This window comes from Berryella intestinalis, assembly GCF_000814825.1.
In the GTDB taxonomy this organism is placed as follows: Bacteria; Actinomycetota; Coriobacteriia; order Coriobacteriales; family Eggerthellaceae; genus Berryella; species Berryella intestinalis.
Genome location: NZ_CP009302.1, coordinates 204,566 through 223,522 on the forward strand (window position 1 = coordinate 204,566; position 18,957 = coordinate 223,522).

The following is an 18,957-nucleotide window of genomic DNA, read 5'->3' on the forward strand; positions in this document are numbered from 1 at the left end:
GCGAAGACGGGGTGGGAGACCCCGCGCGGTTCGCAGCACGCGCGGATAAAGGAGATACCGCATGACATATGAAGGCGCAAAGCCTCCTTACCCGCTGTTCATCCATCTCGATGGAGAGCGGGTCGTCGTCGTGGGCGCCGGAGCGGTCGCGCAGCGCAAGATCGAGACGCTGCTCGAATACGGCGCGCGCGTGACGGCGATCGCCCCCGAGGCGACCGAGCGCATCAGGTCGTTCGCCGAGGCCGGCGACATCGCGTTCATCGAGCGTCCCTACGAGGAGGGAGACCTCGAGGGAGCCCTGCTGGCCGTTGTCGCAACGTCCAGCCAGAGCGTGAACGAGCAGGTGTTCGAGGAGGCGTCCAGGCTCCACATACTGGTGAACGTGGTGGACGTCCCCCCGCTGTGCAACTGCATCGTTCCGTCCATCATGAGGCGCGGGCAGCTGCAGATCGCCGTGTCGACGGTGGGCGCGGCTCCCAGCGTTGCGCGCGAGATCCGCAGATCGCTGGAATCCCAGTTCCCGGCGTATTGGGAGGATTACATCGAGCTGCTCGGACAGGTGCGCGCCTTGGTGAAGCAGCGCGTCCCCGGCGAGGCGTCGGTGCGCACGCCGCTGTTCGAGGCCGTGGGATCGGCGGGCATCGAGCACCGTCTTGCCGCAGGCGAGAAGATCACCGCTCAGCAGGTGTACGACGAAGTAGTCGCCCCGCTCGTCGAGGGAGGGCGGCTATGAGTTTGGTGGTCGCGGGCGCGAGCTACAAAAGCGCCCCAATCGACGCGCGCGAGAAGCTAGCTTTTTCATCGGGCGAGATACCCGAAGCGTTGGCCGAGATCACGAAGCTGAAAGGTATCAACGAAGCGGTCATCCTCTCGACCTGCAACCGGACCGAGATCTACGTCGACGCCAAAACCGACCGCATGGGCTTGGAGTCGCTCGAATCGTTCGTGAAGGCCCGCCTCGGGGTAGACGAGCTCGATCGGGGCGCATTCTACGTCGAGCGCAGCATGGATGCGGCGAGGCACCTGTTCCGCGTGGTGTGCTCGCTGGAATCCATGGTGCTGGGCGAGGCGCAGATCCTCGGGCAGACCAAGCGCGCCTTCGAGGCCGCCGTCGCGGCCGGAGCGTGCGGGGATGTTCTGTCTCGCCTGTTCAAGAGCGCTATATCGCTGGGTAAGCGCGTTCGCACCGAAACGGCTATCGGCTCCGATTCGGTGTCGCTTTCCACCACCGCCTTCAAGGCGGCCTTCCAGCAGTTCCCCGATTTGGAGAGCCGCAGGATCGTGGTGCTGGGCGCAGGCGAGATGGCCCGCCTGGCGCTGGGATACCTGCTGGATGCGGGCGCGCGCGACATCGTCGTCGCGACGCGCACGACCGATCATGCTCGCGACCTGGCCGAAGAGATGGGCATCGGCTACTGCGCGTTTTCCGATCGCTACGATCATCTGGGGAAGGCGGACGCCGTATTCAGCATGACCTCGGCTCCGCGCTGCGTCGTCGAGGCCGATCGCCTGGCGGCGGCCCGCCGCGAGGCGGATCGCGAGGGCGAGCCTTTGGTCATCGTCGACGAGTCGGTGCCCCGCGACGTCGATCCCGCATGCGGCGAGCTTTCCGGCGTGCTTCTGTACGACCTCGAGCGCCTGTCTTCCATCGTAGACGAGGGCCTGTCCCGCCGCATGGCGGCCGTGGGCGAGGTCGAGCGCATGGTGCAGGAGGCCGGCGAGGAGTTCTTCTCCTGGATGCAGGAGCGCAGCGTGACGCCCACCATCAAGGAGATGCACGAGAAGGGCGACATCACCGTCCAAAAAGAGCTCAAGCGCCTGTGCAAGGCCCTTGCGAGCGCGCGCGGGGAGGCGGTGTCGGCCGACGAGATCGCCATGTTCGAGGCGTTCGGCTCCGCCATCGCCAACAAGATCCTCCACGGCCCCATCATCCGCCTGCGCAAGGAGGCGAAAACGGGTGAGTCGTTCTATTACACCAGTTCGGCGCGGTATCTGTTCGGCCTCGACGCCATGCCTCCCGGAACGGCGTGCGGCCACTGCAAGGATCCCTCGTGCTTTCGGGGGGAAGGGTGCTCGATGCACGAGCGCCGCCGCAACGGAGAGCCCGACGAGCGCTACCGCATGGTCGAGAATATCGGGAAGAGAACGGGGGAGTAATGGCTGATTTCGTGATCGGAACCCGCGGCAGCGGCCTGGCGCTGTGGCAGGCGCACGCGGTGGCCGACGCCCTGCGTGCCCAGGATCCTGCGCGCGAGGTCGATGTGCGCGTCATCAAGACGACGGGCGATCGCATCTTGGACGTCCCCTTGTCAAAGATCGGGGACAAGGGTCTGTTCACCAAGGAGATCGAAGCCCAGCTCCTAGCGGGCGAGATCGATATGTGCGTCCATTCCATGAAAGACGTCCCCAGCGCGCTTCCCGAGGGGTGCGTGCTGGCCGCGATGCTGCCGCGCGCCGACGCCCGCGACGCGCTGGTGTGCGGTCCGCGCTTGGATCAGGTCGAGTGTCTGGCCGACGTCCCCGAGGGCGCACGCATCGGGACCGGCTCGCTGCGCCGCGCCGCCCAGCTGCGTGCGCGGTACCCCCAGCTGGTTCCCAGCGAGATCCGCGGGAACCTCGACACCCGCCTGGCCAAGGCCGAAGGCGCCGACTACGAGGGCGCCGTCCTGGCGGTTTCGGGGATCGTGCGCATGGGCTGGGAAGACCGCATCCGCGCATACATTCCCGTCGAGGACATGATTCCCGCCGTCGGTCAGGGAGCCGTCGGCATCGAGGCGCGCATCGACGACGAGCGCACGCTGGCCGCGCTTGCCGAGATCTCGCATGCGCCCACGATGGCCTGCGTCAACGCCGAGCGCATCATCCTTTCCCGCCTCGAGGGCGGCTGCCAGGTCCCCCTGGGGGCCTACATCCGCTGGGAGGGCCCGGCCGACGAGCAGACCCTCGTGCTGGACGCCTTCGTCGCGTCGCTCGACGGCTCCGAGATGGCGCGGGTCCACCTCGAGCGCGTCGGCGCCGCGGGCCAGGGCGATCCCGCCGAAGTGGCGGAGATGGCGCTCGAAGCGCTCTGCGAGCAGGGCGCTTGCGAGATCATGGGCCGCGTGAAAGCGAGCGTGGGCCTGTGAGCAACATGGGATCCGTCTGCGTGTACCTCGTCGGCGCAGGTCCGGGCGATCCGGGCCTCATGAGCGTGCGCGGGCTTTCTCTGCTCGAGCGCGCCGACGTGGTGGTGTACGACTACCTTTCCAGCGACAAGCTGCTCGAGCATGCCCGTCCCGACGCCGAGCTGGTGTTCGTCGGGAAGAAGGGCTTCGAGAAGCACATCGGCCAAGACGAGATCAACCGCATCCTCGTCGAGAAGGCGCGCGAACTGGAGCGCCGCGCACAGGATGGCGGCGACGCGAACCGGGCGCCCCGCAGGGCCGAGGGCCCTTCCGCTCTGAGGGCTCCGTCCGTCGTCCGGTTGAAGGGCGGCGATCCGTTCGTGTTCGGACGCGGCGGGGAAGAGGCGCTCGCCCTTGCCGAGGCGGGTATCCGCTTCGAGGTGGTTCCCGGCATGACCAGCGGAATCGCCGCCCCTGCTTACGCGGGCGTCCCCGTTACCCACCGCGGCGTGTCCACGTCGGTCACGCTGGTCACGGGAAACGAGGATCCGTCCAAAGACGCCTCGACCGTGGATTGGCCCTCGCTGGCGGGCCTGGTCAAGCAGGGCTCGACGGTGTGCTTCTACATGGGCGTGCGCAACCTTCCGCTGATCTCCGAGAAGCTCGCCGCGTGCGGAGCCCCGTCTGACATCCCGGTCGCACTGGTGCAGTGGGGAACCACCACGCGCCAGAAAACCTGCGTCGCGACGCTCGAGACCGCGGCCCGGAAGGCCCGCGAAGCGGGGATCGAGGCGCCGGCCATCATCGTCGTGGGAGCCGTCGCCGATCTGCGCGAGCGCATCGCCTGGTTCGAGGATCGGCCCCTGTTCGGCCGTCGCTTGGTGGTCACGCGTTCGCGCGAGCAGGCCGGCTCGCTCAGCTCGCTTCTGCGCGAGCAGGGCGCCGAGGTGTTCGAGCTGCCCACTATCAGCATCGTGGACCCCGAGAGCTTCGAGCCGCTCGATACGGCGCTCTCCCAGCTCGGTTCGTACGATTGGCTGATCTTCACCAGCGTGAACGGGGTCGAGCGGTTCTTCGAGCGGCTGGGAGGCTCGAAGCTTCGGTTCCGGGACGCCCGCGCTCTGGCGACGTGTCGCGTTGCCGCCATCGGGCCGGCCACGGCCGCGAAGCTGCGCGCGCACGGCATCGTCGCCGACGTGGTGCCCGGCGAGTACCGCGCCGAAGCGGTGCATCGGGCCCTGCGCGATGCGGGGTTCTCCTCGGGTCAGCGCGTGTTGATACCGCGGGCCCTCGAAGCGCGCGAAGTGCTTCCGCAGCTGCTTCGCGCAGACGGGGGCGAGGTGGACGTCGTTCCCGCGTACCGCACCGTGGCGGCGGATTCCGAGCGCCTGCGCGAGTTCGCCTCGCTGGTCGAGGCCGGGGACATCGACGGCGTGACGTTCGCATCGTCGTCGGCGGTGCGCAACCTGACGGCGGCTCTGGGCGATAGGGCGGCGGCTTTGCTGGGGCGGGTCGGGCTCTTCTCGATCGGGCCCATCACCAGCGACACCGTTGAGAAGGCGGGCCTCGAGGTGGCGGCCGAGGCGGCCGAGTTCACCATTCCGGGGCTGGTCGATGCGCTGTGCGAGTATTTCACGTCCGACCGTGCGTCGGATGAAGGACAGAGAGCGGGCGCAAGCCCGGAGGGGGTATAGCATGATCGGAATTTCCAAACTGTACTGCGGAGCGGTCGAGCCGGCCGATGTGTTGCGCTACCAGCGCATGTCGGCGAAGCTCCCCAGCGAGCTTCTGCAGTTCTCCAAGGACAAGAAGCCGGTGGTCGTGTGGAACTGCACGCGCACCTGCAACCTGAAATGCGTCCACTGCTATGCCGGATCCGACGCGCAGCGCTACGACGAGCTGTCCACCGACGAGGCCAAGGCCATGATCGACGACCTGTCTTCGTTCGGCGCGCCGGTGCTGCTGTTCTCCGGCGGCGAGCCCTGCGTGCGCCACGACCTCACCGAGCTCATGCACTACGCGAAGGACCGCGGCATGCGCGTGGTCATATCCACCAACGGTACGCTGATCACGCCCGAGCTGGCCAGCGAGTTCGCCAAGGTGGGGCTGTCGTATGTGGGCGTCTCGCTTGACGGCGGCCCCGAGACCCACGACAAGTTCCGCGGCGTTCCCGGCTCGTTCGCCAAGTCCATGGAGGGTCTGAAAAACGCGCAGGAGGCCGGCATCAAGGTGGGTCTGCGTATGACCATCAACAAGCTGAACTGGCGCGAGATCGACGACGTGTTCGACATCATGGAGGAGCACAACATCAACCGGGCCTGCTTCTACCATCTGGTGTACACGGGTCGCGGCTCCGAGCTGATGGAAGAGGACCTCAGCCATGAGGAGACGCGCCAGGCGGTGCGCCTGATCATGGACCGTACGCGCGCATGGTTCGACCGCGGCGGCAAGCCCGAGATCCTCACGGTCGACAACCATGCGGACGGCCCCTTCGTGTACCTGGAGCTTTTGAAGGAGGATCCGGAGCGGGCCGCCGAGGTGCTGCAGCTCCTGCAGTGGAACCAAGGCAACTCGACCGGTGCGGGAATTGCCAGCGTGAGCTGGGACGGCGAGGTGTACGCCGATCAGTTCTGGCGCCACTTCTCGTTCGGCAACGTGAAGGACCGTCCGTTCTCCGAGATCTGGACCGACGTGAGCCGCACCACGCCCGAAAGCGAGCTGATGTTCCGTCTGAAGAACAAGCGCCCGTTCGTGAAGGGCCGCTGCGCGACGTGCCGCTGGCTCGACATCTGCAACGGGAACTTCCGCGTGCGCGCCGAGGCCGCTACGGGCGATCTGTGGGCGTCGGACCCCGCTTGCTATCTTACCGACGAGGAGATCGCCTGGCCCGAAGGCGAAGGACCGAAGGCCGCTTGCAGCTGCGGGGCGGTCGCAGAAGGGAGCATACGGTAATGGAGTACGGCAGGTTTCCCGCGTATCGCGCGCGTCGCATGCGAGCCGACGAGACGGTTCGCCAGTTCATCCGCGAGACCGAGCTGTCCGTTCGCGATTTCATCTACCCGCTGTTCGTGAAACCCGGTGAGGGTCGCCGCGACGAGATCTCCTCGATGCCCGGAGTCTACCAGCTTTCCCTCGACATGCTGAAAGCCGAGATGGACGAGCTTCTGGGGCTGGGCGTGCGCTCGGTTCTGCTGTTCGGCCTGCCCTCGCATAAGGACGAATGCGGAAGCGAGGCCTACGACGATCACGGCATCGTGCAGGAGGCGATCCGCGTGATCCGCGCCGAGGCGCCCGAGATGCACATCATCACCGACGTGTGCATGTGCGAGTACACCAGCCACGGGCATTGCGGCAAGCTTACCGCCACCGGCGAGGTCGACAACGACGCGACGCTTGCGTGGCTGGCCGCCGAAGCCGTGAGCCATGCCCGCGCCGGCGCGCATATGGTGGCCCCGTCCGACATGATGGACGGCCGCGTGGCGCACATACGCCGCGCGCTCGACGAGGCCGGCTTTTCCCAGGTACCCATCATGTCGTACTCCACGAAGTACGCGAGCGGGTTCTACGGGCCGTTCCGCGATGCGGCCGATTCGGCTCCCGCGTTCGGAGACCGCCGCGCGTACCAGATGGATCCGGCGAACGCCGAGGAGGGCGTGCGCGAGGCGGCTTACGATATCGCCGAAGGAGCCGACCTGGTGATGGTCAAGCCCGCGCTGTCGTACCTGGATGTTTTGCGCCGCGTGAAGTCCGAGCTGCGCTTTCCGACGGTCGCCTACAACGTGTCCGGGGAGTATTCGATGGTGAAGGCCGCCGCCGCGAACGGCTGGATCGACGAGAAGCGTGTCGTGATTGAGCTTCTGACCTCGATGAAGCGCGCGGGAGCCGACATGATCATCACGTATCACGCCAAAGAGGCGGCACGCTGGTTGGCGGAGGAGAACTAACATGGCCCACGAACATAACGCCGCATGCTGCGGCGCCCATGCTCCCTCGGCGCAGGGGGCTGGAAGGATGCACGCTTCGTGCCCACACGCGGAAGGCGCCGCGGGCCACGGAAACGGTCATGCCGCCGACGGATCGTGTGGATGCCATCAGGGAAAACACGGTCATTCCAGCGATAGCCGCCCGCACGGTGCGCCGTCGGGCCATCCGCACGCGAGCTCTCGGGGAGGCCACTCCGGCGGGCATCCCCATGCGCAGGGCGGGCACCTGGGGCATCCGGGGGGACATCCCGGCGGCCATCCCGGGGCGACGGTGCCGGGCGACAACACCGCGCGCCGCAGCTACCGGCCCGGAGCGGGTCCGGCGGCCCGCGCGTACGAAGAGCGCACCGGCATCAAGGCTCCGCGCATCGTGGCCTGGGAGATCACCCGCTCATGCAACCTGGCCTGCGATCACTGCCGCGCCGCCGCGCACTGCGAGCCCTACCCCGGCGAGCTGACGCTGGACGAATGCAAGGCGGTCATCGACGACATCGCCAGCATCACCGACCCCATCCTTATCGTGACGGGCGGCGAGCCGCTCATGCGCCCCGATATCTGGGACATTATCGATTACGCGAACGAGAAGGGGCTCCATCCGGTCATCGGGACCAACGGGACCCTCATCACCGACGAGGTGGCCCGCAAGATGGCCGAGCACGGCATCCCGCGCGTGTCGGTGTCGCTGGACTTCCCCGACGCCGAGGGACAGGACAGGTTCCGCGGCAAGGACGGGGCTTTCCAGGAGACCATCGAGGGCATCAAGAACATGCAGAAATACGGGGTGGGGGTCCAGATCAACACCACCGTCACCAAGATGAACAACCAGATGGTCGACGAGCTGCACGACCTCGCCCTCGAAACCGGCGCCGTGGCGTTCCATCCGTTCCTGCTGGTTCCCACGGGCCGCGGCGAGGACCTCATCGACGTCGAGCTCACCCCGGACGAGTACGAGGAAGTGCTGCTGTGGGCCTTCGAGCGCCAGCAGACCTCTCCCATGCACTTCAAGCCCACCGATTCTCCCCAGTACTACCGCATCCTGCGCCAGCAGGCCGCCAAGCAGGGCATCAAGGTCACGCCCGAAACCTATGGCATGGAGGCGATGACGCGCGGCTGTCTGGGCGGCATCACCTTCGTGTTCATCAGCCATATCGGCGAAGTGCAGCCGTGCGGTTATTTCGATATGAACCTCGGAAACGTCAAAGAGACGCCCTTCTCCGAAATCTGGACCCACTCCCCGGTGTTCGACGACCTGCGTCATTACGATCGCCTGAAGGGGAAATGCGGCGCGTGCGAGTACAAAGGGGTGTGCGGGGGCTGTCGTGCCCGCGCCCTTGCGCTGTACGGCGACTACATGGAAGAAGAGCCCTACTGCGCCTACGAGCCGAAGAAATACGTGGAAGACCGCGTGCTCGACGCGATCCAGGAGGGCTTCCCGCTGACCGACGACCCTCTGGGGGATTTGGCGAAGGCCCTCGAGCTGAAGCGGGACGGCGTGATCGAGGCTGTCTCGTCGCTGTACAGATCGGGCAAGGTCAGGCGCGTCGGCGCGTCGTTCAACTCCCCCAAGCTGGGATACGTCTCGTCGCTGTGCGCCCTGTCGGTGCCGGGAGACGAGGGCGACCTTGCCGCCGCCGCTGCTATCGTGTCGGAATACCCGCAGGTCACCCACAATTATGGGCGAGAGAACCACTACAACCTGTGGTTCACGGTGATCGCGCGATCGGCTGAGGAGCGCACGCGCATGCTGGCCGAGATCTCGCAGCGCACCGGCGTGACCGATATGCTGGATCTGCCGTCCACGAACAAGTACAAGATCCGCGTGAACTTCAAGTCGTCGGGCGAAAGCGCGCGCGTGCGCCGCAAGCCCACGCGGTTCGCGGACGCGAAGCTGCTGCAAGACGAGCAGCGGGCCGACGGGCCGGCCAGCGCCCTTCCCCAGGGAGAGCTGCGCGAAGGGCTGGCTCCCAAGAAGGAGGCACCTATCCTCACCGCGCCGGCGTGCGAGCCGCTCGCGTTCGACGCGGACGACCCGGTAAACGTCGAGATCGTCCGATGGGCCCAGGGCGACATCCTCCATGCGGCCGACGGGACCTTCGACGAGCACCCGCTTTCCACCGTGGTCGCGCGCATCGCCGACAACCTGGGGCGCACCGACATCACCGAACAAGACGTTGCAGAGCGGATGGGGGGCTGGCTTGCCTCCAAGACCATCAGGCGCGTGGGCGCGATGGTTCGCCATCAGGTGATGGGCGTGTCGGAGAATTCCATGACGGTGTGGGACGTCCCCGACGACCTGGTCGATGCCGCAGGGCGCATCCTGGCGCAGTCCGAGCACGTCACCCATTGCTATTCGCGCAAGAAAGCCGAAACCTGGCGCTACAACCTGTACGCCATGACCCACGCGCGCACGCCCGAGGACCTCGGCGAGCAGATCGCCGACATGAGACGGGCGCTCGACGAGGCGGGCATTCCCGTGAGCGCATCCGAGGCCCTTTCCACGACGGGGGAGTACAAGAAGGTCTCGATGAGGTATTTTGAGGAGTAGCGGTTAACCGAACCTTTGAACGACGCGAAAGGAACGATATGTCACGTGATCATTCGAAGTCTTCGCAGGCGTTTGCCCGCGCATCGCAGGTCATTCCCGGGGGCGTGAACTCGCCGGTGCGCGCCTTCGGCAACGTGGGCTGCGATCCGGTGTTCTACGATCGCGCCAAGGGAAGCCTGGTGTGGGACATCGACGGAAACGAGTACGTCGACTTCATCTGCTCGTGGGGCCCCATGATCTTCGGCCACGGCGACGAGGACGTCATCGGGGCAGTGCGCGCGCAGCTCGAGAAGGGCGTGTCGTTCGGCGCTCCCTGCGAAGCCGAGCTGAAGCTGGCCGACAAGATATGCGAGCTGGTTCCCGGCGTCGAGGAAGTGCGCATGGTGTCGTCGGGCACCGAAGCCACCATGACGGCCATCCGCCTTGCGCGCGGTTGCACGGGGCGCGACAAGATCATCAAGTTCGAGGGGAACTACCACGGGCACAGCGACTCGCTTCTGGTAAGCGCCGGAAGCGGCGTGGCCACGCTGGGGATCCCCGACACTCCGGGCGTGACCGCCGCGACCGCCGGCGACACCATGGTCGCCTCCTACAACGACCTCGATTCCGTGCGCACCCTGTTCGAGGCCGCTCCCGACCAGGTGGCCTGCGTGATCGTCGAGCCCGTGAGCGGGAACATGGGCGTGGTTCCGCCCGCTCCCGGCTTCCACGAGGGTTTGCGCTCCCTGTGCGACGAGTTCGGCGCGATCCTCATATTCGACGAGGTGATCACCGGGTTCAGGGTCGCTTTGGGCGGAGCCCAGGAAAAGCTGGGGATCGATGCGGACCTGTGCACTTTCGGCAAGATCATCGGCGGCGGGTTCCCGGTGGGCTGCGTGGCGGGCAAGGCGCGCTTCATGCAGAAGCTCGCTCCCGCCGGCCCGGTGTACCAGGCCGGCACGCTGTCGGGCAACCCGGTTGCGATGGAGGCCGGTCTCGCCCAGCTCACCAAGCTGCAGGTCAACGCCGAAACGCTCTACCCCGAGCTCGAGCGCAAAGGGGCCCTTCTGGCAGAGGGCCTGCGCGCGGCGGCGCAAGAGGCCGGCGTCGGGGTATGCGTCAACAACTTCGGCAGCGTGACCACCGTGTTCTTCACCGAAGGGCCCGTCGTTGACTGGAAGAGCGCGGCGCAAAGCGACCGCGAGGCGTTCGCGACGTATTTCCGCACGGTGCTGGACGAGGGCATGCTGATAGCGCCCAGCCAGTTCGAGGCGCTGTTCCTGTCGGCGGCGCACACCGACGAGCAGGTGCGCGCCCTCATCGGCGCGGCCCGCGAAGGTTTCCGCGCGGTGGCCGCCCGTTAGGCTTCTCCAACTTGTGACGGCTCGGTGTTGCGTGCGCGGGCACGCGCACGCCGCCGGGCCGGTTGACTATACTCATCAGGCCCCCATCGTCTAGCGGCCAAGGACGCCGGCTTCTCAGGCCGGAAACGGAGATTCGAATCCTCCTGGGGGCACCATCTTCGGCTCTCGCCTCGCCTCGGCGATTTCCGCCGCGGTTCGGGCGAGTTCTTCTTGCAGCTGGTCGAACGTGCATTCGTCGCCCTCTTTGGCAGGCCAGTCGGTTTCCAGCAGCATGAGGCGCCGGGGGATGGCCTGCGCATAGGCGCGCCCCCGCTTCGTCTCCATCATCCGAGGCCCTATCGAAAAGCGGCACCCCAGGCCGATGGCGCGGTTCAGGTCGTCGGACGATCCCGAGAACCAATGGAATATGCAGGAGCACGACTCGACGGCTTTGCAGGCGCACAGGATGTCGAGCACGGCGTCCGCCGATTTCACGGCATGGATCGACAGGGTTTTGCCGCCGGAGCGCGCGCAGAGGCGGGCGATGCGCTCGAACGCGCGCCGCTGTTCCGGGGCGGTCCCGCGATGTTTCGGCGAGAAGTCCAGACCCACTTCCCCCACGTAAGGCGCGTCGGCCGCCAGGCGCTCGAACAGATCGATCCGGTCTTCCACCTGGTCGTCCACCCACCAGGGGTGCAGCCCCACTCCGACGCGCACCGTCGGATAGGGCGCGAACCGCTCGCGTGCGACCTGGTATTCTTCGGGGGTCACGCAGTTGCAGAAGATGGCCGCTTCCGCCTTCTGGGCTTGCTCTGCCACCTGTTCGGCGTTCGCGATGAAGTTCAGATGGCAGTGCGCGTCGTGGAATACCGCGCGCGGCTTCTCCGCATCGCGCTCATCGGCGCTCATCGGCCCTCGTCGATGCCGACGATGCGGCGGATTACCCACCCGGCCAGCATCTGGCCCATGATCGGGGGCATGTAGGACATGGTTCCCAGATCCGACCGATCGCGCCGCGTGGCGCCCTCGGCGACGCTGGTTTCAGCGGGGTGTTCGGCCGAGAACAGCACCTGCAGCTTCCCGATGCCGCGCTTGCGGCATTCTTTGCGCATGATGCGGCACAGAGGGCAGTTCACCGTCTTGCCGATGTCGGCGAAGCGCAGCATCTCGGGATGCAGCTTGTTCCCGCCGCCCATGCTGCTGACAAGCGGCATGCCGGTTTCGTGGGCGTACTGGGCAACGGCGAGCTTCGCCGAGATGGTGTCGATGGCGTCGATCACCCAGTCCACGCGTCCGTCGAATCGCTCCAGGAACGCGGGGATGTTCCCTTCGAGCAGGAAGTCGTCGTAGGTCTCGACGCGCGCATCGGGGTTGATGTCGAGGATCATGCGCTTCATCACGTCCACCTTCTTCTGGCCGATGGTGGAGTGGAACGCGATGGCCTGGCGGTTGATGTTGCTGGCCGAAACGACGTCGCGGTCCACGATGACGAACCCGCCGACGCCCCCGCGTGCGAGCGATTCGATGCAGTTCGATCCGACGCCCCCGCATCCCAAAACCAGCACGGTGGCCGCTTCGAGCGCGGCCACGCCGTCCTTTCCGAGAATAACCTGCAGTTTCTCGGTCCGCTCAGGCGCTGATGGCACCGTCATGCTAGTCGACCCACTTCGCGTAGCCCAACGCCTCGTAGACGGCCTGGGCCTTGTCCGGGCTCAGCAGGCCCGCGCGCTCGTCGGTTTCGATCAGGGCGCCGATGCTGCAGCGCAGCACGCGGATGATGGCGTCGAGCTGGCGCACCGCCTCTTCTTTGGGGAGGTCCAGCAGCAAGACGTAGCGTCCGAGGAAGGCCTCGGTCTGCGTGAACCACGAGAAGGTGTTGTGGTTGAGGATCGAGGTTTCGGGCACCTCGTCGTACAGAAGGCGGGTGAGGATCTCGAAGCGCCGGGCGAATACGTCCGACATGGCCTTGTACAGCTCGATGACGGCGGGGTGGTCCTGGTGGGCCAAGATGATGTCGGCCACTTCCCGGTTTTCGTAGCAGATGTCCAGAACGCGTCGCGAGATGGTGATCTTCTTCACGATGCTGGGGTCGAAGTCGGAGGAGCTCAGTTCGCTGTCGTAGCCTTCCTGGATGGTTTGGATGAGCTTCGACGTGGTGGGCTCGATAACCTTTTCGAACAGGTCGTTCTTGCTGTCGAAGAAGAAGTACAGCGCTCCGGTCGTGACCCCGGCCTTGTCGCAGATGCGGCGCAGGGAGGCGTTCGCGTAGCCTTTTTCGCGAAACTCCTCGATCGCGGATCGGATGAGGTTCGCGCGCGTTTCCTCGCTGTTGACTCCGGCTCGTCGAGTCATGGTGCCTCCTTTGAACCGACCCCTCTGGTATGCGTTCGGTTCCCACTAACTTAATAGCGCGTTTAATCTGCGAGCAAAGCTATAATGAATAATTGCCTAGAGAATAACAGAAGTTTAGCGGTTTAGCGCGCCGCTTCTTGCATTATTGGGAATCATGGTCCTATTTGTTTTTCATATGGCGGGTGGCTCGGGGTCGTTTCGGCGGCGTTTTATCGATCGATATGCACGCGCAGAGGTTGGCTCGCGGGGCGCGGTCGGTTTACAATGTCTCGATGCTCCCCAGAAAGGGGAGGTCGCTTTTGAAGGGGTGTGTCGTGTCCGACGCCGAAATCATGATCAGCATTCAGCATCTGTCCAAGTCGTTCGGTGAGACGCAGGTTCTGCGCGACGTGAGCGTCGATGTCAAGCGCGGCGAGGTGGTGGTCGTTCTCGGGCCCTCCGGGTCGGGCAAGTCCACTATGCTGCGCTGCATCAACCTGCTCGAGGCGCCCACGGGCGGCCGCATCTTCATCGAGGGGCAGGAGATCACCGATTCGAAGACGGACGTGAACAAGCTGCGCGAGCGCGTGGGGATGGTGTTCCAGCAGTTCAACCTGTTCCCGCATCTTTCCGCCAAGAAAAACGTGATGCTGGCCCAGCAGCGCGTTTTGCGGCGTTCGAAAGAAGAGGCCGAGCGCGTGGCCCTGCAGCAGCTCGAGCGCGTGGGGTTGGCCGATCGCGCCGATTTCCTTCCCGCCCAGCTTTCCGGCGGTCAGCAGCAGCGCGTTGCCATCGCGCGCGCTTTGGCGATGGACCCGCATGTCATGCTGTTCGACGAGGCGACGAGCGCTCTCGACCCCGAGCTGGTGCGCGGCGTTCTGGACGTTATGCGCAACCTGGCCGACGCCGGCATGACCATGGTGGTGGTCACGCACGAGATGGGCTTCGCACGCGAGGTGGCCGACCGCGTCATCTTCATGGAAGACGGGGTCATCGTCGAGGAGGGCACTCCCCAGCAGGTGTTCGACAATCCCACGTCGGAGCGCACCCGCGACTTCATCGGGCACATCAAATAACAGGGGCTTGCGGCGGCGACGCTGAACATTCGGGCGTCGATTGTCCATTGAGTTGCCCTTTTCCCCTCGGTAGCATGGATGCGTGCGACTTTTCCGATCCTGCGCGCCTGCGCACGTACCGAAGGGAACCTGTATGAGAATGCAAACCGCGTTGTCCCGCCGCTCGTTCATCGTCGGAGCCGCGGCGCTGGGAGCTGCCGCGCTCACGGGCTGCTCGAACTCGAAGGGGGCGTCCGCTCCGCAGGGCGGGGGAGGATCCGCCGCCGCTTCGAGGATGATGGTGGGCACGCTGGCCACCGAGGACATCCTGCCTTTGTGGGTGGCCCAGCAGGAGAACCTTGCGGCCGACAAGGTCGACTTCGAGATCGTCCCGTTCCAGTCCGCCACCGAGCTGATCGCCGGCATCTCGTCGGGAGCCGTGAACGTCGCCATGACCGACCCTATGGTTTCGGCGGGCGTGTTCGCCAGCGGCACGCCGCTCGAGCTTGCCTGGGTGACGCTGGGCGAAACCGCCAAACAGGGGCGCTTCGGCATTATGACCGGCCCGAACACCGGCATCACCTCGCTTTCCGAGCTTGCGGGCGTTCCCGTGGGCGTCGGATCCAACACCATTCTCGAGTACGTGATGGACAAGCTGATGGAGCGCGCGGGCATTCCCGAAGACCAGATCAAGGTCGAGGAACTTCAGAAGCTCCCCGTCCGCTTCCAGTCCATGATGTCGGGCGACGTGAAGGCCGCCGCGTTGCCGGGGGCGCTTCTGGCGCTGGGCGAGGCCTCGGGGTGCGTGTGCTTGGCCGATGACACCGACGGCGAGAACATCTCCCAATCCGTCATGGCGGTGCGCTCCGACTTCGTTTCGGCCGAATCGGGCGCTTCGGCATTGGCCGCTTTGCAGGACGTATGGGACGGCGGCGCCGCTCTGGTGAACCACGATCCGGAGAAGTACCGCTCGCTGCTCGTAGAGAATGCGAACCTTCCCGAGTCCGTGGCCCGCACCTACCCGATAAGCGAGTATCCTATGGCGAAGAAGCCGACGGGCGCGATGGTCGATCCCGTTTTGGCTTGGATGACGAAGAAGGGCTATCTGACCGCCCCGCTGTCCTACGACCAGAACACGGGCAAGTTTTCCAAGGAGTAGCGCGTGCCTTCAGCACCTCGGATCGAGTTCTGCGACGCCTCGCTTTCTTACGGGCGCCCGTCCGATGGAACCGAAGCCCTCTCGGGCCTGCGGTTCTCCATCGAGGCGGGCGCCTCTGTCGCGCTTATCGGACCTTCCGGTTGCGGGAAGTCCAGCGCGCTGCGCATGATCGCCGGGTTGGTGCACCCGACGGCGGGCGAGGTCCTCGTGGGCGGGTCCCCTGTGGAAAAGCCGCGTCAGTCGACGGCGTTCATCCCCCAGAACCTGGGCCTTTTCCCCTGGAAGACGGCCCTGGGCAACGTGGTCGTCGGCCTGTCGATCCGCAAGGTTCCCAAGGCCGAAGCGCGTCGCCGCGGCATCGAGGCCATGCGCGAAGTCGGCCTCGAGGGCTTCGAATCGGCGTATCCGCGCGAGCTGTCGGGCGGCATGCAGCAGCGGCTCGCCTTCGCCCGCGCGATCGCGCTGGATATGGACGTCCTTCTGATGGACGAGCCGCTGTCGGCCATCGACGCGCTTTTGCGCGAGCAGCTCCAGGATGCGCTCCTCGACCTCTGGCTCCGATCGGGACATACGCAGGTGCTGGTCACGCATTCGATCGAGGAGGCGGTGTACCTGGGGCGGCGCATACTGGTGCTGTCGGGTCGCCCCGGGCGCCTGGTGGCCGATATCGCCAATCCGGGAGCGGGGGAGCGCTCGTACCGCGACAGCGCGAGGTTCGCTGCCGTGTGCAAGCAGGTGCGCGCGGCGCTCGACGGGTCGCCTGCGCCTGCGGACCGATCGGGCGGCCTTTCCTTCCGCGAGGTTTCGCCGGAGGCCGTCGGCGGGGAGGGCGGGTGCTCGCATGAGGGCTGACGTGCTGCGCGAGGTCGGCGGATATCTGGCCGCCTTGGCGTTCATCGTCGCGGGATGGTGGATATCCGCGCTGGTCATCGATTCACCTGCGCTTCCCACTCCGCTCCAGACGGTCCCGGTTCTGGGTCAGTACCTGCCTGCGTTGGGGCCCGACTTCGCGACAAGCGCCTACCGCGTGGCGGTGTCGGTTGCGCTGGGAACGGCGCTGGCCGTCCCCTTGGCGCTCGTTTGCTCGCGCTCCGATCGGATCGACGCGCTCTTCGCGCCGGTCCTGTACCTGCTGTACCCCATACCCAAGGTCGTCGTGCTGCCCATCCTCCTGGTGCTGCTGGGCCTTGCCGACGCTCCCAAGATCGCGCTCGTCTCGCTCACCGTGTTCTTCCAGGTGCTGGTGGCCGTGCGCGATGCGGTGCGCTCCCTTCCCGAAGACGCCCTCGTCTCCATTCGCGTTCTGGGCGCGGGGCGCCTCGACGAGTACCGCCATGTCGTGGTCCCCGCGACGCTTCCCGCCGTGTTCACCTCGCTGCGCATCAGCGCGGGCACGGCCATCGCGGTGCTGTTCTTCGCCGAGGCCATCGCCGGTTCGACGGGCCTGGGGTATTTCATCATGCAGTCCTGGGGGATGGTGAACTACCCGCGCATGTTCGCGGGCATCATCGCGCTCGCGGCCCTCGGCGTGGTGCTGTATGCGCTGTTCGACGTCGCGGAACGGCGGCTTCTCCGCTGGAAGTGGCAGGTCGGGTGAATGCGGGGTCCTGGGCACGCGGGCGATCCGATCGCTCGGGGTCGCCCGCGCGCCTTTCCGTCGGCGTCGTCGGGAAAGCGCGCTGCGCTACCCGCGCTTGATGGCCGACTCGTAGATCAGGTGCAGAAGCTCTGCCGCCGACACGCCGCGCGGGTCTTCCAGCCAGTCGGATATGAGCGAGATCACGCCTGCGGCGGTCTGCCCCAGCATAAGATCGCGCTCCCCGTCCGAAAGCTCGAGCGCGGGATCGTGCGCTTTCCAGATGGGCATGCGCTTCATCTGGTCTTTCAGCTTTCTGCGAAACGACGCGTCGCCGCGGTCGCCCAACAGCAGGACGATCTGCGCGCGGTTGCGTTCGTACAGGGCCAAAAGGCGCGTCATGAGGCCGATGAGGTCGGCCTTGCCGGGGTCTGATGGGCAGCGGTCGATACAGCGGCCCATTTCGTCGAGGAGGGCCCGTTCGGCTTGGTCGAGCAGATCGTAGATATCCAGGTAGTGCAGATAGAACGTTCCGCGGGCGAATCCGGCCGCTTCGGTGATCTCGCGCACGGAGATGCGCTCGACGGGCTTTTGGGCGTACAGGTCCCAGAACGCGCGCTCGAGCTTCTGTTTTGTACGGGTGGCTTTATCCATGGGCCCAGTGTAAGGCATTCGGCGAAGCGCGTGGGTTCGCGTCCGAGGGTCGGGTCGTCTTCGCGGTGCCCGGGCGCCCTCGGGGCCGCCCGCCGCCCCCTTGACCGCTCAATTATCTTTTAAGGAAAATTATTCTTTACTAAGAATAATTCAAGCGTATACTGGGACCCAGAGTTGGAGATGAGGTTCCCCCTTCACTCCATTCCGCATTCGCTCGTCTCAGCCGAAGCCCGATCCCCCTCTCAGGGTTTCGGCCCTCTCTCGAATGCGAGGAAGCCCCGAATTCCCTTCGGGGCTTCCTTGTTTTCCGGCCGCATCCGCGCAGGGTCGAGGTCGGTTCTAGTCCAGGTGCGGCAGCTTCTTCAAAAGCGCCCAGGCCGCCTGCTTGCTCTCGGCGCTGTCCAGCATCTTCTCGAAGGATTCAAACGCCGTGACGGTCCTTCCGAAGGCTCGCCCGAGCGAGCAGTCGCTCTGGATGCTGGTCATGCTCGGGGGACTGAACGCGGCGTCGGGATAGGCCTGCCGTACGAGCTTGAGCGCTGCGTCGTCGGCGACTACGAGCGCCAGGGGGTCGATCCCTTCGACCAGCAGGCGCAAAGAGGATGCGTCGAGGCTCGCGCCCGCATCCCTCTCGAGCGGTTCCGCGGCTTTCGGGGCGGTCGGGGGCAGTATGCTCGCGAATGCGCAGGCGCCCGGTCCGTAGCCCAGCGCTTTCGCCGAGCTGTCCAGGGCCTTTCTCGCGACCTCGCCCAACGGGGACGCGCTTATCGCAAGCAGCAGGCCCGAATCGCTTCCGGACAGATGCGCGGAGAAGGCGTCCCATGCGGTGCGTTGGTTTATGTTGTAAATGTTACTGATCAAATTAAATATCACACCAGCTCTTGATCGAAGGCGCGCTCGCTCGTATAACTGATGATAGCAATCGGATGCGGCCGCTGCGGCCGCGCGGCATGATTCCAGGAGGTTCCCATGTGCACCAACGGAGTGAACACCGGCCAGTTCGAGCAGATGATCGAGCAGATCGACGACCACATCAAGATCGAGCGCCGCTGGTCGCACACGCTTGCCCACATGGCGGCGGACGGCGGCTTTGCCCTGACCGGCGAGAAGCTCCATGAGGTCCAGCATAAGCTGGACGAGGTCCGCGCCCTGCTGGGCGATGCGAAAGACGCGCTGGAAGACGACGCCGAGGCCGCGTCCAACGTAACCGTGAACCTGGTGTAGCGCG

At 65.8% G+C, this 18,957-nt stretch carries 18 protein-coding genes and 1 tRNA gene; 14 read left to right on the plus strand and 5 right to left on the minus strand.

Annotated elements, in window-relative coordinates:
• Positions 1-61 precede the first annotated feature (61 nt).
• The 9 genes from JI75_RS00815 to JI75_RS00855 all read left to right on the plus strand — a co-directional run bounded on the left by JI75_RS00815 (position 62) and on the right by JI75_RS00855 (position 11,130).
• Complete coding sequence (locus tag JI75_RS00815) at positions 62-733, plus strand: precorrin-2 dehydrogenase/sirohydrochlorin ferrochelatase family protein (RefSeq protein ID WP_052241473.1); 672 nt, start codon at positions 62-64, stop codon at positions 731-733.
• Positions 730-2,157, plus strand: a complete 1,428-nt coding sequence (gene hemA / locus JI75_RS00820) for a glutamyl-tRNA reductase (RefSeq protein ID WP_052241474.1) — start codon at positions 730-732, stop codon at positions 2,155-2,157. The genes JI75_RS00815 and hemA overlap by 4 nt, the downstream gene beginning before the upstream one ends.
• Entirely contained in the window at positions 2,157-3,125 is a 969-nt protein-coding gene (gene hemC, locus JI75_RS00825; protein WP_039688021.1) for a hydroxymethylbilane synthase, read from the plus strand. Before hemA ends, hemC begins: the two co-directional genes overlap by 1 nt.
• A 5-nt stretch (positions 3,126-3,130) precedes the next feature.
• Positions 3,131-4,798 (plus strand): uroporphyrinogen-III C-methyltransferase, encoded by a 1,668-nt coding sequence (gene cobA / locus JI75_RS00830; RefSeq protein WP_052241726.1) that lies wholly within the window; start codon positions 3,131-3,133, stop codon positions 4,796-4,798.
• 1 nt (position 4,799) lies between these two features.
• Positions 4,800-6,056: a 12,18-didecarboxysiroheme deacetylase gene (gene ahbC / locus JI75_RS00835; protein ID WP_052241475.1), complete on the plus strand. Its 1,257-nt coding sequence runs from the start codon at positions 4,800-4,802 to the stop codon at positions 6,054-6,056.
• The gene (hemB, locus tag JI75_RS00840) at positions 6,056-7,048 is read left to right on the plus strand and encodes a porphobilinogen synthase (protein WP_039688024.1); all 993 of its coding nucleotides are present in this window, start codon (positions 6,056-6,058) and stop codon (positions 7,046-7,048) included. Before ahbC ends, hemB begins: the two co-directional genes overlap by 1 nt.
• A 310-nt stretch (positions 7,049-7,358) precedes the next feature.
• Positions 7,359-9,632, plus strand: coding sequence for a radical SAM/SPASM domain-containing protein (locus JI75_RS00845; RefSeq protein WP_240993185.1), 2,274 nt, complete (start codon positions 7,359-7,361; stop codon positions 9,630-9,632).
• 38 nt (positions 9,633-9,670) lie between these two features.
• Positions 9,671-10,975: a glutamate-1-semialdehyde 2,1-aminomutase gene (hemL, locus tag JI75_RS00850; protein ID WP_039688025.1), complete on the plus strand. Its 1,305-nt coding sequence runs from the start codon at positions 9,671-9,673 to the stop codon at positions 10,973-10,975.
• A 79-nt stretch (positions 10,976-11,054) separates the two neighbouring features.
• A tRNA-Glu gene (locus JI75_RS00855) sits at positions 11,055-11,130 on the plus strand.
• Here the strand turns inward: JI75_RS00855 and JI75_RS09415 are convergent.
• The 3 genes from JI75_RS09415 to JI75_RS08640 are packed head-to-tail and all read right to left on the minus strand — an operon-like array spanning position 11,090 to position 13,306.
• Complete coding sequence (locus tag JI75_RS09415; RefSeq protein WP_082019856.1) at positions 11,090-11,863, minus strand: TatD family hydrolase; 774 nt, start codon at positions 11,861-11,863, stop codon at positions 11,090-11,092. The two genes, JI75_RS00855 and JI75_RS09415, sit on opposite strands and share 41 nt — an antisense overlap.
• Positions 11,860-12,606, minus strand: a complete 747-nt coding sequence (locus tag JI75_RS00865; RefSeq protein WP_082019681.1) for a tRNA threonylcarbamoyladenosine dehydratase — start codon at positions 12,604-12,606, stop codon at positions 11,860-11,862. Before JI75_RS00865 ends, JI75_RS09415 begins: the two co-directional genes overlap by 4 nt.
• A 1-nt stretch (position 12,607) precedes the next feature.
• A complete protein-coding gene (locus JI75_RS08640; protein ID WP_052241476.1) occupies positions 12,608-13,306 on the minus strand; it encodes a TetR/AcrR family transcriptional regulator in 699 nt (232 codons plus the stop codon).
• 332 nt (positions 13,307-13,638) lie between these two features.
• On the opposite strand from JI75_RS08640, the gene JI75_RS00875 reads away from it, so the two are divergent.
• The 4 genes from JI75_RS00875 (at position 13,639) to JI75_RS00890 (ending at position 17,096) form a co-directional block, all read left to right on the plus strand.
• Positions 13,639-14,361, plus strand: a complete 723-nt coding sequence (locus JI75_RS00875; protein WP_144299304.1) for an amino acid ABC transporter ATP-binding protein — start codon at positions 13,639-13,641, stop codon at positions 14,359-14,361.
• Between the two features lie 133 nt (positions 14,362-14,494).
• The gene (locus tag JI75_RS00880; RefSeq protein WP_144299245.1) at positions 14,495-15,499 is read left to right on the plus strand and encodes an ABC transporter substrate-binding protein; all 1,005 of its coding nucleotides are present in this window, start codon (positions 14,495-14,497) and stop codon (positions 15,497-15,499) included.
• A 3-nt stretch (positions 15,500-15,502) separates the two neighbouring features.
• Complete coding sequence (locus JI75_RS00885; RefSeq protein WP_205911730.1) at positions 15,503-16,351, plus strand: ABC transporter ATP-binding protein; 849 nt, start codon at positions 15,503-15,505, stop codon at positions 16,349-16,351.
• Positions 16,341-17,096, plus strand: a complete 756-nt coding sequence (locus tag JI75_RS00890) for an ABC transporter permease (protein WP_039688028.1) — start codon at positions 16,341-16,343, stop codon at positions 17,094-17,096. Before JI75_RS00885 ends, JI75_RS00890 begins: the two co-directional genes overlap by 11 nt.
• Before the next feature lie 87 nt (positions 17,097-17,183).
• Here JI75_RS00890 and JI75_RS00895 read toward each other — a convergent pair whose 3' ends face one another.
• The gene (locus JI75_RS00895; RefSeq protein WP_039688029.1) at positions 17,184-17,729 is read right to left on the minus strand and encodes a TetR/AcrR family transcriptional regulator; all 546 of its coding nucleotides are present in this window, start codon (positions 17,727-17,729) and stop codon (positions 17,184-17,186) included.
• Between the two features lie 339 nt (positions 17,730-18,068).
• On the minus strand, positions 18,069-18,590 hold the full coding sequence (locus JI75_RS00900; protein WP_052241478.1) for a hypothetical protein: 522 nt from the start codon (positions 18,588-18,590) through the stop codon (positions 18,069-18,071).
• A gap of 108 nt (positions 18,591-18,698) precedes the next feature.
• On the opposite strand from JI75_RS00900, the gene JI75_RS00905 reads away from it, so the two are divergent.
• Positions 18,699-18,953 (plus strand): hypothetical protein, encoded by a 255-nt coding sequence (locus JI75_RS00905; protein WP_039688030.1) that lies wholly within the window; start codon positions 18,699-18,701, stop codon positions 18,951-18,953.
• Positions 18,954-18,957 lie beyond the last annotated feature (4 nt).

Coding starts and splice junctions, on each gene's coding strand:
- hemA (WP_052241474.1), top strand. CDS start 730: ATGAGTTTGGTGGTCGCGGGCGCGAGCTACAAAAGCGCCCCAATCGAC.
- JI75_RS00895 (WP_039688029.1), bottom strand. CDS start 17,729: ATGGATAAAGCCACCCGTACAAAACAGAAGCTCGAGCGCGCGTTCTGG.
- JI75_RS00875 (WP_144299304.1), top strand. CDS start 13,639: ATGATCAGCATTCAGCATCTGTCCAAGTCGTTCGGTGAGACGCAGGTT.
- JI75_RS00890 (WP_039688028.1), top strand. CDS start 16,341: ATGAGGGCTGACGTGCTGCGCGAGGTCGGCGGATATCTGGCCGCCTTG.
- hemL (WP_039688025.1), top strand. CDS start 9,671: ATGTCACGTGATCATTCGAAGTCTTCGCAGGCGTTTGCCCGCGCATCG.
- JI75_RS00815 (WP_052241473.1), top strand. CDS start 62: ATGACATATGAAGGCGCAAAGCCTCCTTACCCGCTGTTCATCCATCTC.
- JI75_RS09415 (WP_082019856.1), bottom strand. CDS start 11,863: ATGAGCGCCGATGAGCGCGATGCGGAGAAGCCGCGCGCGGTATTCCAC.
- JI75_RS00905 (WP_039688030.1), top strand. CDS start 18,699: ATGTGCACCAACGGAGTGAACACCGGCCAGTTCGAGCAGATGATCGAG.
- cobA (WP_052241726.1), top strand. CDS start 3,131: ATGGGATCCGTCTGCGTGTACCTCGTCGGCGCAGGTCCGGGCGATCCG.
- hemC (WP_039688021.1), top strand. CDS start 2,157: ATGGCTGATTTCGTGATCGGAACCCGCGGCAGCGGCCTGGCGCTGTGG.
- JI75_RS00880 (WP_144299245.1), top strand. CDS start 14,495: ATGAGAATGCAAACCGCGTTGTCCCGCCGCTCGTTCATCGTCGGAGCC.
- hemB (WP_039688024.1), top strand. CDS start 6,056: ATGGAGTACGGCAGGTTTCCCGCGTATCGCGCGCGTCGCATGCGAGCC.
- ahbC (WP_052241475.1), top strand. CDS start 4,800: ATGATCGGAATTTCCAAACTGTACTGCGGAGCGGTCGAGCCGGCCGAT.
- JI75_RS08640 (WP_052241476.1), bottom strand. CDS start 13,306: ATGACTCGACGAGCCGGAGTCAACAGCGAGGAAACGCGCGCGAACCTC.
- JI75_RS00865 (WP_082019681.1), bottom strand. CDS start 12,606: ATGACGGTGCCATCAGCGCCTGAGCGGACCGAGAAACTGCAGGTTATT.